The following is a 13,825-nucleotide window of genomic DNA, read 5'->3' on the forward strand; positions in this document are numbered from 1 at the left end:
GGGCTTTCCAATTTCAAACGATCCGCGACTTATGCGTCTTCGTCTTTTTTCTTCTGCTCAGGCGCGATTTCTTCGCCGGTTTCCTGATCGACGACCTTCATCGACAGGCGCACCTTGCCGCGATCGTCGAAGCCAAGCAGTTTGACTTTCACTTCCTGGCCTTCCTTCAGAACGTCCGAGGGGTGGTTCAGGCGGCGGTTTTCGATCTGGCTGACATGCACAAGGCCGTCGCGCTTGCCGAAGAAGTTCACGAAGGCGCCGAAATCGACGATCTTCACGACTTTACCGGTATAGATCGCGCCTTCTTCCGGCTCTGCCACGATCGCGTGGATCATGTCATAGGCCTTCTGGATGGCGTCGCCATTGGGCGATGCGATCTTGATCACGCCGTCGTCGTTGATGTCGACCTTCGCGCCCGACACTTCCACGATCTCGCGGATGACCTTACCGCCCGAGCCGATCACTTCACGGATCTTGTCGGTGGGCACGTTCATCGTCTCGATGCGGGGTGCGTGAGCCGAGAACTCGGCGCGGCCAGCGGACAGGGCTTTGTTCATCTCTTCCAAGATATGCAGACGGCCTTGTTTGGCTTGCGCCAGGGCTTTCTCCATGATCTCGGGCGTGATGCCTGCAACCTTGATGTCCATCTGCAAGGACGTGATGCCGTCTTCGGTACCAGCCACTTTGAAGTCCATGTCGCCCAGGTGATCTTCGTCACCCAGAATGTCGGTCAACACAGCGTAAGAGCCGTCATCTTCCAGTATCAGACCCATGGCCACACCAGCAACCGGTGCTTTCAGCGGCACGGCCGCGTCCATCATGGACAGCGAACCACCACAGACCGACGCCATCGAGGACGAGCCGTTCGACTCGGTGATCTCGGACACGACGCGGATGGTGTAGGGGAAGTCGGTGGCCGACGGCAGAACCGCCTGCAACGCACGCCAAGCCAGCTTGCCGTGACCGATTTCGCGACGACCGGTGAAGCCGAAGCGACCCACTTCGCCGACCGAATAGGGCGGGAAGTTGTAGTGCAGCATGAAGTTCGACTTGTAGGTGCCGGTCAGCGCGTCGATCATCTGTTCGTCGTCGCCGGTGCCCAGAGTGGTCACGACCAGACCCTGTGTTTCACCGCGGGTGAACAGGGCCGAACCGTGTGTCCGGGGCAGGATACCTGCTTCCGATACGATCGGGCGCACGGTGTCCAGTGCGCGACCGTCGATACGCTTGCCAGTCTTGACGACATCGCCACGCACAACCGAGCTTTCCAGCTTCTTCAGCGCGGAACCAAGGTTTTCATCAGCGAGCTGCTCTTCCGTCAGAGCGGCTTTGATGGCGTCCTTGGCAGCAGACAGCGCCGCAACGCGTTCCTGCTTGTCGGTGTTGCCATAAGCTGCGCGGATCTTGTCTTCGCCAGCGGCTTTCACAGCGGCGTAGAGGTCCGAGTAGTCAGCAGGCTGATAATCGAAAGGTTCTTTCGCAGCGTCTTCGGCCAGATCAATGATCAGGTCGATCACCGGCTGAATTTCTTTGTGCGCGAAGTTCACGGCACCCAGCATTTCAGCTTCTGTCAGTTCGTAAGCTTCCGATTCAACCATCATCACGGCGTCTTTTGTACCGGCCACAACAAGGTCCAGACGCTGGTCTGGGTTGTTGCGCAGCTGGTGCATGTCGTCGCAAGTCGGGTTCAGAACGTATTCACCGTCTTCAAAGCCAACACGTGCCGCGGCAATCGGACCCATGAAGGGCGCGCCAGAAATGGTCAGTGCAGCCGATGCGGCGATCATGGCAACGATGTCAGGATCGTTAACAAGGTCGTGGCTCAGTACGGTGCAAATCACCAGCACTTCGTTTTTGAAGCCGGGGACAAACAGCGGGCGGATCGGACGGTCGATCAGACGCGATGTCAGCGTCTCTTTTTCGGTCGGACGCGCTTCGCGTTTGAAAAAGCCACCGGGGATTTTACCGGCGGCATAGTATTTCTCGTTGTAGTGAACCGTCAGCGGGAAGAAGTCCTGACCGGGCTTCTGCGACTTCGCGAAGGTCACGTTGGCCATGACGGATGTTTCGCCCAGTGTGGCGATCACGGTGCCGTCGGCCTGACGGGCAACTTTGCCCGTTTCCAGAGTGAGGGTTTCTTCGCCCCACTCAATCGATTTTTTAGTTACGTCAAACATTATGTTTTCCTAGTTGGAAGCACTCCCGGCCCTCCGGGTCTTCCGTTGTCATGGTGGCCCCATTGCCACCGACCCCTCTACCTTGTCATGCGCCGGGGTCGAAGCGTCACGTCTCAGATGGGCGGTCCATATAGGAAAAACAGGTGTAGGGGAAGGGGCGCGATTTCCGTTGGCAGGTAACCGGATTTTTACAAACGCCGGACATTCTGTATACAGGTGACCCTAGTTCCGAGGAGAAGCGACAAAATGATGTTTCGGCTGGTGATGTGTATCTGGATCCTGACCTTGACGTCAGGACCGACCGCGACTTTCGCAGAAGCCGCACCGCGTATTCTGGCGATCGGCGACAGCTTGTTGGCTTGGCACAAACAGCGGGGTCGGTCGATTGCCGACGTGGTGTCGACTGAATTGAAAGAACCGATCAGGAACAGGTCCGTCGGGGGCGCCCGGCTGATGTATGAACTGCCCCTCACTGGCGCGATGGGGCTTAATGTCTCTAGGCAGTTCAAGCGGGGGCCATGGGAATGGGTTCTTGTCTCAGGTGGCGGGAATGACCTTTTGTTCGGATGCGGTTGTTCGCGTTGCGACCGACAGATTGAACGAATGGTCTCAGGTGACGGCCGCCGAGGTGTCGTGCCGAACCTGCTTTATCGAATCCGCAAAACCGGCGCGAAAGTTATCGTGATCGGCTACCTTCGCAGCCCCGGCGTCGGGTCGATGATCGACGGATGCAAGCAAGAAGGCGACACCTACGAGGCCAGATTGGCCAAAACGGCTCAGCACATGAACGGTGTGTTCTTTGTGTCAAATGCTGATCTTGTACCGCATGGGGACAGGAGCTTTCACAGTGGCGACATGATCCACCCTTCGCCGAAGGGGAGTGCAGCAATTGGGCGGCGGGTGGCGGCATTGATCCGGCAAGTGGATCAATCGCGCTAAGGCCGCAGCGCTATGATTGCTGGGTGTTGCGTGGAACCTTGGTGATCCCGAACGCTTTACGCGCCGTGACAAGGCGCAGGTCTTCGGGGTCCATGCCCATCGACAGCATCGTTTTGCGATCAAATCGATCGCGGGCAACGGTGCGGTCATGCTTGGTCCCAAACAGGCGATCAATCCAGCCCATGCCAAAGCTGACGTGAAACGTCGCTCTATGATCCTGAAAATGATGCGCCAGATGCGATCGTGTTACGCGCTGCCCAAACCAACCCTTCGGCACGTTCAAATGGGCCAGCGTGTGGCAATATTCATAGAACGTGTAGGCGCTGACCGAACCGACGAACAGCGCGACATACGCCGTCAGAAGGGCGGTGCCGAAGCCCAGAAAGGGCCACAGGATTATGGTATGAATGGCAACCGATAGCAGCCCGAACCGCACAGGATACCAGTGGTCGTCACCGGTGAAAAACTCGGCATCATTCGGAAATTCATGATGGCCGATATGGCTGCGATAAAGCGCGTTGAACACGCTTTGATCAGTTGGCGGTTCTCGGTGGTACAAGAAGCGATGCATCACGTATTCGACGAAAAACTGCGCAACGACACCATAGAGAATGGCAAGAAGCAGCCAGGGCGAGAACCCAACGACAAGCGCGCAAACACCTGCAAGCCAAAATGGAAACAGCCTGTGCAAGCTGCCCATGTTGATCAAAACGGCAAGTGTCGCGGTCATCTCCATCCTCCCTGTTCGCAGCAGCATGGCCAAAGGGAGGTCGCATGAGCAAGAAAGACGCCACGTAAAGGTGCCGGGTTCGTTACCGCAAAAAGAAAAAGGGGCCGCAATGCAGCCCCTTCGTCTCGGTATTTGGAGAACGCTTAGCGGCGCAGGCCAAGGCGTTGGATCAGGTCCTGATAACGGGCCTCATCTTTTGCACGGGCGTAGTCCAAAAGTTTACGACGCAGAGCAACCATTTTCAAAAGGCCACGGCGACCGTGGTTGTCTTTCTTGTGAGTTTTGAAGTGCTCGGTCAGGGTCGCGATGCGCGATGACAGGATCGCAACCTGAACTTCAGGCGAACCGGTGTCACCTTCTTTGGTTCCGAACTCTTTGATCAGGCGTGCTTTTTCTTCAGGTGTAATCGACATCGGGGTCTCCTTTTAAGGTTAGAGTTGATGGCGCAGGCCGGGATGTCGTCCAGCAAGGCCCATGGAGAAGTCCACCCACAAAATGTCGGCAGATGGGCGCGTATAAGAAGATTCCCTGAAGAACGCAAAGAAAAAAGCAACGCAAAGGTATCGCGATTAGGGTCCCTGTATTTCTTCCAGTATCTGCCGCGCCCAATCCCCCAGCACGGGAATGAAATCGATCGAGCTTAGCATGAAGGCCAGCAAAGACACCAAAAGGGTCGCTCCGAGCACGGACCCCAGACCAAAAGCGAGCCCACGGTATAGCTGGAACAACCCAAGTTGAATCAGGCTGTCATGCAGCCGGATGAAGCGGTGGTTGTTCATCCTCTCCACCTCGGCTCTCAGCGCACGAACCTCGAAGGAAAGCGCTTGTTCCCGATCGCTTAGCTTGTCTTGCGTCATGCCGTCTGCCTTTTTGTCCGAGTTGGTCACATCGATGTTAACCATCTGTTAACAAATGATTAAGCTAAAATCTTCGCTATCTTTAACTGTCAGTTTGCGTGGTTCACGATACAATCGCAAGGGATAGGCTATACCTTATGTTTCCCGCGCATCATTCGACGTTGGGTTAGTCCGTTGGGCAGTTGTGATCTCGGTTCTGTGTGCTTTTGGAAAGCGAGAAGTTAAATGTTGTTTTCATTGTTGTTTCTGGGACTCGTTCCCGTTGCTTTCTTGTCTGACAGCTTTTCCGACATGTCGCCAGACACGGAAGAAGACCACGATGCCGGACGCGGGTTGGAGCCCACACCGACCCGCGACGTTGGCGATTTCATTGCCACTGATGATGTGGCGAGCGGTGACGCGGCTGTAACGGGTGCCTTGCTGCCAAACACGGGCGATCAGGTTGTTCCCGGCGCGAGTTCAGGAAGCGATACCGACGTGCTGACCCCAAATACCGGGCTTGGGGACGGCCCTTCACCGCACGTGGCCGATACATTTCTTGACCAGCTTTTGGGCACGGAAACTGATGCGCATTATGGCCGCGAGGATTTGGCAAGCTTTCTTGGCGACATTGACGAAACCAAGCTGACAAACGGCGACGATGATTTCGCCATGGCCAACGATGGAATTGACGGCACCGGCTGCGGGTCGATCGACGACTTTCACGGCACAGCGATTGTGCGCGACGATGATGGTATGTCCGTGGACGTTGTGGATGCGGGTGATGGTGATGACACGCTAACTGCGGGCGACGGCGCCGCCTATCTGTTTGCGAATGATGGCGACGATACGGTGATTGCAGGCGAAGGCGCGTTGGCGGCTTTCGGTGGAAACGGCGAAGATGAGCTGGATGGGCAGGCCAGTCTTCAAACCTATCTTGATGGTGGTAAGGGTGACGATGTTCTGTTGGGCGGAGACGGCGATGACCGCCTTTTTGGAGGTGTTCATGAAAAGCCTGACGACGACAGCTCGGATGATGACGTCTTGTCGGCCGGCGCTGGCGACGATGTGCTGAATGGCGGGTTCGGTGCCGACATTCTGTTTGGTGGCGCAGGGGATGATGTGATCAACCATTTGGGTCATGCCATGGAAGACAGCGCCGCGGAACGTCATGATTTCGACTGGCATATTGATGGAGACGCCGATGTTCTGGATGGTGGCGAAGGCGATGACACCCTGATCTTGGATCGCGCCGACACCGCAACGGGAGGAGCGGGCGACGATGTGTTCTGGCTCTATTCGAATGACGGGGATGGTCTGGGACATGCGGAGGTGACTGATTTCACCCCTGGCGAGGACTTCCTGCGCATTCAACTAGACCCTGCAACGGACGCTTTAAGCATGGAGTTTGATGTCCATCCCTCGGCAAGTGGTGACGACAGTATCGTCACAGTCAACGGCGAGGTTGTCGCCTTGTTGAAAGGTAGCCCAAATGCAACGGTGCGTGATGTCTATGTCGAGGTCGCGCAAGAAGCCTGGGTTTAGTGCAAACCGAACGGTCCCGTGGAAGTGGCCGGTATCAGAACCATCGCTCTGGTTGCTTCGCATATGCGATATAAAGTGGATGCTTTGGGTGACCCTCTTTCGTCTGTCCAAGGTGAAAAACGGGCTGATTTGCTTGGCGCAAAAGCGCTTCAACCGCAGGGCCGCGGTTCAGATGCACGCCGTGCGTGCCCCACCCACAGATGACCTGATCCGCCCAGGGGCAACTCTCTAAAATCGCCGCATCATTTGCTTCTCCGACAGGCTCGACAGCGGCCCGCATGTTGCGTGGGTCCGTATCGCGCCAGGCAAAAATATTCGTCACCCGAAACGCCCCGAACCCCAGAGTGCGCGCACGCCGTTCGCACCGTTCTACCGTCGGGTCGTTCTGAACTTCGGTCGCGGTGGATGGGTTCAGCATGATGAACAGCGCTTTGCGGCCCGCTGGATCCCACACACGCGTCAACTGATAGCGGTATTTCTCGCAGTCCGAATAGATGGCGGTGGAATGGGCATCGCCCTTTTGAAAGTCTCGCGTAATCATGCACGTGTTTTTGAACGCGGCGCGCCGACTTGGCAAGAGCTTGCGCCGCAGAGCAATAGGGCCGACACTGACAGCTTACAGAAAGGTCATGCCATGCTGATAGCCGAGATCATCCGCAAGAAACGCGACGCGCAGGTTTTGAACTCTGACGAGATCGCCCAGATGGTGCGCGGCATATCCGACGAAAGCGCCAGCGATGCACAGGTTGCCGCCTTTGCAATGGCGGTGCTGTTGAACGGAATGGAACGGCAGGAAGCTGCCGCGCTAACGTTGGCGATGCGCGACAGCGGGGACGTGTTTGACTGGTCTGATCTGCCCGGTCCTGTGGTCGACAAGCATTCAACGGGCGGCGTTGGCGATAATGTCAGCCTGATGCTTGCCCCGATTGTCGCAGCTTGCGGGTGCTATGTGCCGATGATTTCGGGCCGTGGTCTTGGCCACACGGGCGGGACATTGGACAAGATGGAGTCCATCCCCGGCTATGTCGCGACGCCGGATAATAGCCTTTTCTCGAAGGTCGTGAACCAGGTTGGCTGCGCCATCATTGGTCAGACGTCTCACCTGGCCCCGGCGGACAAGCGCTTCTATGGCATCCGTGACGTGACCGCGACGGTCGAAAGCATCCCGCTGATTACGGCGTCGATCCTGTCCAAAAAGCTGGCGGCCGGGTTGGGATCGCTGGTGATGGACGTCAAGTTCGGCAATGGGGCCTTCATGTCGGATTTCGACAAGGCCCGCGATCTTGCGGTGTCGATCACGGGTGTTGCACGCGCGGCGGGTTTGCCGTGTCATGCGCTTTTGACGGACATGAACCAACCGCTTGCGGACGCTGCAGGTAATGCGGTCGAAGTCGTGAACGCCGTTCAGTTTTTGACTGGCGCGCGCCGCGATACTCGACTGGCCGAGGTCGTCATTGCCTTGTGCGGAGAGATGTTAGTGACCGCAGGGCTTCAATCCGACCGCTTGAAAGCAGTGGAAACGGCGATGGCGGCGTTGGAAGATGGGCGCGCTGCGGAGCGGTTTGGCCAGATGGTCACGGCGTTGGGAGGCCCCTCCGATTTCGTCGAGAATTATGCGGCACATTTGCCGGAGGCGGCATTGCAGCGCGATATTTTGGCCCCCCATTCCGGTTTTGTAAACGCAATCGACACACGCGATATCGGGTTGGCTGTGGTGGAACTTGGCGGAGGTCGCAGGATCTCGTCCGACAAAGTGAACCCAGCGGTTGGTCTGACGCGCCTTGCGCCGCTGGGCACACAAGTTGAAAAAGGTGACCCGATTGCGGTGGTCCATGCCGATCGCAAGGACGCGGCTGATCTGGCGCAGGCTCAGCTATTGGCGGCCTATACGATTGGCGACCGGCCTGAGCCGCAGCCGGTGGTGCGCGATATTATTGATTGAACACGCGTGACGGGTGCAATTCACCTGCACGATAGATACCGACGGCAACAGCCTTACCGCCGTGGGATGCCCATGCCTCGTCGCCATATTCTACGTCTGATGCGATCACCATGCCGGGGTTTCCGTGGCGCAAACGGGTCGCGCCCTCGTCCGTTGCCTTAAGCTCGGGCAGATCTTGCAACCCTTCTTCAAGCGGGCGCAAATAGGCGTCCAGCTCACCTGTTTTCGCCAGCTTCTCGACCAGTTCAAGGCTGACACCATCGTCGCAGTCGAACGGCCCGGACCAGATGCGGCGCAGCTCGCGGACATGGCCGTGGCAGCCCAACACCTCGCCCAGATCACGCGCGATTGAGCGCACGTAACCGCCCTTGCCGCAGGTCATCTCTAACGTGACGTGATCTGCGTCGGGCCGGTCCAGCATCACCAATTCCTCGACCCAGAGGGGACGAGCGGCAATTTCGACATCTTCGCCGTCGCGGGCAAGTTTATAGGCGCGTTCGCCGTCGATCTTCACCGCAGAAAACTTCGGCGGCACCTGCATGATCTGTCCGGTGAACTGGCCCAATGCAGCTTGAATGTCTTCATCCGACGGGCGCGCAGCGCTTTCGGCGATCACCTCGCCTTCGGTGTCATCGGTATTGGTCGCCTGACCAAGACGGACGGTGAACACGTAGGCTTTCAGCGCATCGGTGATGTAGGGCACCGTCTTGGTGGCCTCACCCAGCGCCACGGCCAGAACGCCGGTGGCTTCCGGGTCCAGCGTGCCTGCATGTCCCGCTTTTTTGGCGTCCATAGCCCAGCGGACCTTGTTGACTACGGCGTTCGAACTGACACCGACGGGCTTGTCCACGACCAGCCAGCCGTGAATGTCCCGCCCCTTTTTGCGACGTCCCATCAGGTGTCCTCCGACCCGTCCTCGTCGTCTTCGACTTTGGGTTTCAGGTCGCGCTGAACGGCTTCCTGAGACAGCAGGCGGTGGGTGTGGTCCATCTGGTCGAAGGTCTCGTCCACCATGAAGCGCAGGTCCGGTGTGTGTTTGATCTTCAACGCTTTGCCTAAGATACGACGCAGCTCACCTTTGTTGCGGGCCAGCGCTTTGATCGCCAGATCACCATCCTTGCCGCCCAAGGGCAGGGCGAACACGGTGGCGATGCTGAGGTCAGAGGTCACGCGCACCTCGCCAATTGTGATCGACATGCGCCCAAGGTCGGGGTCGTGTACATCGCCACGCATCAATGCTTCGGACAGGGTCCGGCGGATCAGCTCGGCGATGCGCAGCTGTCGCTGCGTTGGGCCGGCTGTGTCATGAAATCGGTTCTTTGCCATAGGGGCCATTTATGCCCGATTGCACGCCTTCGCAACAGGGCTTTGCCAAGATAGGGCAAGCGCGCTAGACAGCGATGAAGCGAAGGAGACGAAGATGAGCGATTTGCCGGGCATAGTTGTGATGGGGGCATCGGGCCGGATGGGCCAGATGTTGATCCAAGAAATCAACGCGAACAAGGGCGCACGGCTGGTTGGTGCGTTGGAGCGTTCGGGGCATGATTGGGTCGGCAAAGATGTTGGCATCTGCATGGGCGGTCAGGCGCTGGGCGTCATCGTGTCCGATGATCCGCTGGAGACGATGGCGAAGGCGCAGGCGGTCATAGATTTCACCGCGCCCGCCGCAACCGTCGCGATGGCCGAGATCGCCGCACAAGCACGGGCCGTTCATGTAATTGGGACGACCGGCCTGAGCGATGATGATTTGGCGAAGCTGACACTGGCCGGACGGCACTCGACCATCGTGCGCGCGGGCAATATGAGCCTCGGTGTGAATTTGTTGGTGCAGTTGACCCGCAAAGTGGCCAAGGCGCTGGACGAGGATTTCGACATCGAGATTGTCGAGGCACACCACCACCACAAGGTGGATGCCCCGTCCGGCACCGCGTTGATGCTGGGTGAAGCGGCCGCCGAAGGCCGGGGCGTCGATCTGGGCGAGGTCTCGGACCGGGGTCGTGACGGCATCACAGGCGCGCGCAAAAAGGGTGACATCGGATTTCACGCCGTGCGCGGCGGCGACATTGTGGGCGAACATGACGTGATGTTTGCGGCCCCCGGAGAGCGTATTGTATTGCGTCACCTAGCAACTGATCGTGCGATTTTCGCACGAGGGGCTTTGAAGGCCGCGCTTTGGGGGCAGGGCAAGAAGCCCGGCGAATACGACATGATGGATGTGTTGGGGCTGTAACCCGAGCGGTGGCTGGCCGATCAAAAGTCGATCGCGATGCCCTTCTTTTCCCAATCGCCATAGCGGACCGGCTCAGGCCCGTCTCGGCCTCCGAGTTCTGTCGGGCGAGTTTTGGCTTCGGCATCGGCCTTCTTGCGGCGTTCCGCGGCTTCGGCCAGGGCGCGCTTGGCGGCGGGCGGCAGGTCGCGCTGCTCGGTCTGGGGCTTTGATGGCGTGTCGGACATGGGCCTGATCCTTGTGGCTTTCTGTGCCATGATATAGGTCGCGCGCAGATGAAACGCAAAGGGGTGCCGATGAGCAACGCCGTGGACCCGCGACATATCGCGGTGGATTTGTTGGGGGACGTGCTGGACGAGCATCGCTTGCTGTCCGAAGCATTGCCGAAACGGCTGGCCAAAGTTGCCCCCGAAGACCGCGCCCGCGCCCAACGCCTGACCCTTCTCGCGCTTCGCAACATGGACAGGTCAGATCGCATGTTGGGGCCGCATTTGAAAAAGCGCCCGCCTGCGCGCGTGCTGAATGTCTTGCGGCTGGGTGTGGCAGAGATTTGCACCGGTGGCGCGGCACATGGCGTGGTGAACTCGCTTGTGGCCGCGACCCGAGCAACGCGCGAAACCGAGCGGCTATCTGGTCTGGTTAACGCCGTTCTGCGCAAGGTCGCGGACGAGGCGGGCAAATGGGACAGCTTGCCGGTCCCGCGCCTGCCAAAATGGCTGCGCAAACCGCTGATTGCCGATTATGGCAAGGCGCAGGTTGAGGCGATCGAGGCCGTTCAGGCGCTCGCCCCGCCGCTTGATCTGACCGCGAAAACCGATGCGGCCGAACTGGCCAAGCGGCTTGGCGGGACGTTGCTGCCGACGGGTTCGGTGCGCCTGCAAGACGCCGGGCAAGTGACCGGGCTGGACGGGTATGAGGCGGGCGATTGGTGGGTGCAGGATGCATCGGCGGCGTTGCCGGCGAAGGTGCTTGCGCCCAAGGCGGGCGACCGCGTGCTGGATCTGTGCGCCGCACCGGGTGGCAAGACCATGCAGCTTGCGGCGACCGGGGCGGATGTGACGGCGCTGGACGTGTCCGATGTGCGGATGAAGCGCGTGGCTGAAAACCTTGCACGCACCGGGCTAGAGGCGACGTTGGTCGTTGGCGACGCGCTGGAATTTGACGAGCCTCAGTTTGACGCAATCCTGCTGGACGCCCCCTGCACTGCGACCGGAACGATCCGCAGGCACCCCGATCTACCCCACGCCAAGGATGGCAGCGACTTTCCCGGCCTGTTTGAGTTGCAGGAATACATGATCGACCGCGCGCTGGGCCTTTTGAAACCCGGCGGACGTCTGGTCTTTTGCACCTGTAGCCTGCTGATCGACGAGGGCGAAGAGCAGGTGCGCGATGCGTTGGGCCGTCACCCAGATGTGCAACTTGATCTGGATGCGCTGCGCCTTCCGGGTGTAGACCCTGACTGGATTGGCCCCGAGGGGCTGCGTATCATGCCCAGCCATTGGGCCGATCTGGGTGGTATGGACGGCTTCTTCATCACGGCACTGCGCAAAGGCTGAGGGGCACCGGCAATTCTCCGATGACTCTCGTGAAACGGGTCTGTATGCTTTCGCCAATGCCCCCAAAGAGGGGTCGACCAGTTCAACCATGTTGAATGATTTGAGGCGAGGCTCCCCCGTGGTGCATCAAGATGGCTTCCCTGGGTTCAGAACCCGATTTGCGAACCGCTGTCACGCGAAGCTTGCCGCGCGTGCGCGGTCGGCTACGGGATTTGTATCGCAACCAGAGCCGCGCACCATTGGGGCCTTTGCACGTGGTAAGCAGCTGATTGCCGGGAACTTTTTGTTTGCGGGGCATCTGATCAATGCGCCTGATCAAAGCATCTGGGCAGCAACGCCACCCAGTCAGGAATTTGCCGAAGAAATTCAAGGATTTGTTTGGCTTGATGATCTTGCCAGCGTTGGCGACGGGGATGCGCGTAAGCGGGCGCAAGCCTGGATGTTGGAATGGATCGATTTGTTTGGCCGGGGGGGCGGTGACGGGTGGACGCCCGACCTGACGGGCCGCCGGCTGATCCGCTGGATCAACCACGCCATTTTCCTAATCGCAGGCATGAACTCGGATCAGAGCTATGCCTTCTTTCGGTCCTTGGGGCAGCAGACCATCTTTTTGTCACGTCGCTGGCAGGCAGCCACCCCCGGTTTGCCCCGGTTCGAAGCGCTGACCGGGTTGATCTATGCAGGGCTCAGCCTTGAGGGGATGGAGGCCCGTGTGGACCCGGCGGTGAAGGCGCTTGCGCGGGAATGTGCCGATCAGATTGATGCGGAAGGTGGCATTCCCACGCGCAATCCAGAAGAGCTGCTGGATGTCTTCACATTGCTCAACTGGGCGGCCATGGCTCTCTCGGAAAGTGGTCGGCAAGCGGCTGGCGCGCATATCGCGGCCATTGAACGCATCGCCCCGACCTTGCGCACTTTGCGCCACGCGGATGGTGGGTTGGCCCGTTTCCACGGTGGTGGGCGCGGACTGGAAGGTCGGCTGGATCACGCACTGGCCACGTCCGGTGTCCGGGCGGCGGCAAATGCGGGTCTTTCGATGGGCTATACGCGCTTAGGCGCAGGTCGCACGAGCTTGATCATCGACACGGCACGCCCACCGCGCGGTGCGGCTTCTGCTAATGCACATGCCTCGACACTGGCGTTTGAGCTAACATCGGGGCGGCGGCCATTGGTCGTGAACTGCGGCTCTGGCGCTCATTTCGGCGCAGAATGGCGCAAGGCTGGGCGGGCGACGCCTTCGCATTCCGTCTTGGGGCTTGCCGGCGTGTCGTCGTCACGTTTGGGGGCGTCGAAGCACTTTGGCGCGGGCGAGAAGATTTTTCTGACCGCAACGCCGCAGAAGGTTCACCTTCAGAAAGTCGTGGAACAGAACGCCACCGGGGTGGTCGCGGCACATGATGGCTATACCCCAAGCCATGGATTGACCCATATGCGCCGAATTGAACTGACCACCGACGGGCGCGACGTATCAGGCGAGGATACGTTGGTTGCCGTAAGCGACAGCGATCAAGCCAGATTTGACCGCGCCATGGATCAGGTGTCGCTTCAGGGCATCCCCTTCACGGTGCGATTCCATCTGCACCCCGATGTCGATGCGGCGCTTGATCTGGGTGGAACGGCCGTGTCGATGGCGCTTCGGTCCGGCGAAATATGGGTGTTTCGCTTCGACGGCCGCGGCGAATTGGCGCTGGAAAGCAGCGTTTACTTAGAAAAGACGCGTTTGAAGCCGCGGAAAACAAAACAAGTGGTTCTATCTGGCGTCGCAATGGATTATGCGACACGCATCCGCTGGACGCTGGCTAAGGCGCAGGAAACCCCCTCGGTTTTGCGTGACCTTGAAGGCGGCGACGCGGCGGAGCTGCCAAGTTAAACG

Annotated in this window: 14 protein-coding genes; 6 read left to right on the forward strand and 8 right to left on the reverse strand. The window is 59.1% G+C overall.

The features are described from left to right. Window positions 1-29: 29 nt before the first annotated feature. Window positions 30-2,177 carry a polyribonucleotide nucleotidyltransferase gene (pnp, locus tag ACXYMP_RS02965; protein ID WP_458904238.1) on the reverse strand — a complete coding sequence of 716 codons (2,148 nt, stop codon included), beginning with the start codon at window positions 2,175-2,177 and terminating at the stop codon, window positions 30-32. A gap of 246 nt (window positions 2,178-2,423) precedes the next feature. Between pnp and ACXYMP_RS02970 the strand changes: the two genes are divergently transcribed. Further along, window positions 2,424-3,116: an SGNH/GDSL hydrolase family protein gene (locus ACXYMP_RS02970; protein ID WP_458904240.1), complete on the forward strand. Its 693-nt coding sequence runs from the start codon at window positions 2,424-2,426 to the stop codon at window positions 3,114-3,116. Window positions 3,117-3,126: 10 nt separating this feature from the next. On the opposite strand, the gene ACXYMP_RS02975 is transcribed toward ACXYMP_RS02970, so the two are convergent. From ACXYMP_RS02975 to ACXYMP_RS02985, 3 genes are all read right to left on the reverse strand, one after another. Beyond that, a complete protein-coding gene (locus ACXYMP_RS02975) occupies window positions 3,127-3,846 on the reverse strand; it encodes a sterol desaturase family protein (protein ID WP_458904242.1) in 720 nt (239 codons plus the stop codon). A 143-nt stretch (window positions 3,847-3,989) separates the two neighbouring features. Then, the gene (gene rpsO / locus ACXYMP_RS02980) at window positions 3,990-4,259 is read right to left on the reverse strand and encodes a 30S ribosomal protein S15 (RefSeq protein WP_260517468.1); all 270 of its coding nucleotides are present in this window, start codon (window positions 4,257-4,259) and stop codon (window positions 3,990-3,992) included. A gap of 156 nt (window positions 4,260-4,415) precedes the next feature. Next, window positions 4,416-4,748 (reverse strand): DUF5665 domain-containing protein, encoded by a 333-nt coding sequence (locus tag ACXYMP_RS02985; RefSeq protein ID WP_458904245.1) that lies wholly within the window; start codon window positions 4,746-4,748, stop codon window positions 4,416-4,418. 180 nt (window positions 4,749-4,928) lie between these two features. On the opposite strand from ACXYMP_RS02985, the gene ACXYMP_RS02990 reads away from it, so the two are divergent. Then, entirely contained in the window at window positions 4,929-6,227 is a 1,299-nt protein-coding gene (locus ACXYMP_RS02990; RefSeq protein ID WP_458904247.1) for a calcium-binding protein, read from the forward strand. 34 nt (window positions 6,228-6,261) lie between these two features. Here ACXYMP_RS02990 and ACXYMP_RS02995 read toward each other — a convergent pair whose 3' ends face one another. Next, window positions 6,262-6,768: a DUF1643 domain-containing protein gene (locus ACXYMP_RS02995; RefSeq protein WP_458904249.1), complete on the reverse strand. Its 507-nt coding sequence runs from the start codon at window positions 6,766-6,768 to the stop codon at window positions 6,262-6,264. 93 nt (window positions 6,769-6,861) lie between these two features. Here ACXYMP_RS02995 and deoA point away from each other — a divergent pair, with 93 nt between their 5' ends. Further along, entirely contained in the window at window positions 6,862-8,169 is a 1,308-nt protein-coding gene (gene deoA / locus ACXYMP_RS03000; RefSeq protein ID WP_458904251.1) for a thymidine phosphorylase, read from the forward strand. Here deoA and truB read toward each other — a convergent pair. Beyond that, window positions 8,159-9,064 carry a tRNA pseudouridine(55) synthase TruB gene (gene truB / locus ACXYMP_RS03005; RefSeq protein ID WP_458904253.1) on the reverse strand — a complete coding sequence of 302 codons (906 nt, stop codon included), beginning with the start codon at window positions 9,062-9,064 and terminating at the stop codon, window positions 8,159-8,161. The two genes, deoA and truB, sit on opposite strands and share 11 nt — an antisense overlap. Continuing rightward, window positions 9,064-9,495 (reverse strand): 30S ribosome-binding factor RbfA, encoded by a 432-nt coding sequence (rbfA, locus tag ACXYMP_RS03010; protein WP_458904255.1) that lies wholly within the window; start codon window positions 9,493-9,495, stop codon window positions 9,064-9,066. The genes truB and rbfA overlap by 1 nt, the downstream gene beginning before the upstream one ends. Window positions 9,496-9,589: 94 nt before the next feature. Between rbfA and dapB the strand changes: the two genes are divergently transcribed. Further along, on the forward strand, window positions 9,590-10,399 hold the full coding sequence (dapB, locus tag ACXYMP_RS03015) for a 4-hydroxy-tetrahydrodipicolinate reductase (RefSeq protein WP_458904257.1): 810 nt from the start codon (window positions 9,590-9,592) through the stop codon (window positions 10,397-10,399). A gap of 20 nt (window positions 10,400-10,419) precedes the next feature. On the opposite strand, the gene ACXYMP_RS03020 is transcribed toward dapB, so the two are convergent. Then, window positions 10,420-10,623: a DUF1674 domain-containing protein gene (locus tag ACXYMP_RS03020; RefSeq protein ID WP_458904259.1), complete on the reverse strand. Its 204-nt coding sequence runs from the start codon at window positions 10,621-10,623 to the stop codon at window positions 10,420-10,422. Between the two features lie 69 nt (window positions 10,624-10,692). Here ACXYMP_RS03020 and ACXYMP_RS03025 point away from each other — a divergent pair, with 69 nt between their 5' ends. Beyond that, a complete protein-coding gene (locus tag ACXYMP_RS03025; RefSeq protein ID WP_458904261.1) occupies window positions 10,693-11,952 on the forward strand; it encodes an RsmB/NOP family class I SAM-dependent RNA methyltransferase in 1,260 nt (419 codons plus the stop codon). A gap of 121 nt (window positions 11,953-12,073) precedes the next feature. Continuing rightward, a complete protein-coding gene (locus ACXYMP_RS03030; RefSeq protein ID WP_458905308.1) occupies window positions 12,074-13,822 on the forward strand; it encodes a heparinase II/III family protein in 1,749 nt (582 codons plus the stop codon). Window positions 13,823-13,825: the final 3 nt, after the last annotated feature.

This window comes from Aliiroseovarius sp. CAU 1755 (assembly GCF_054482655.1).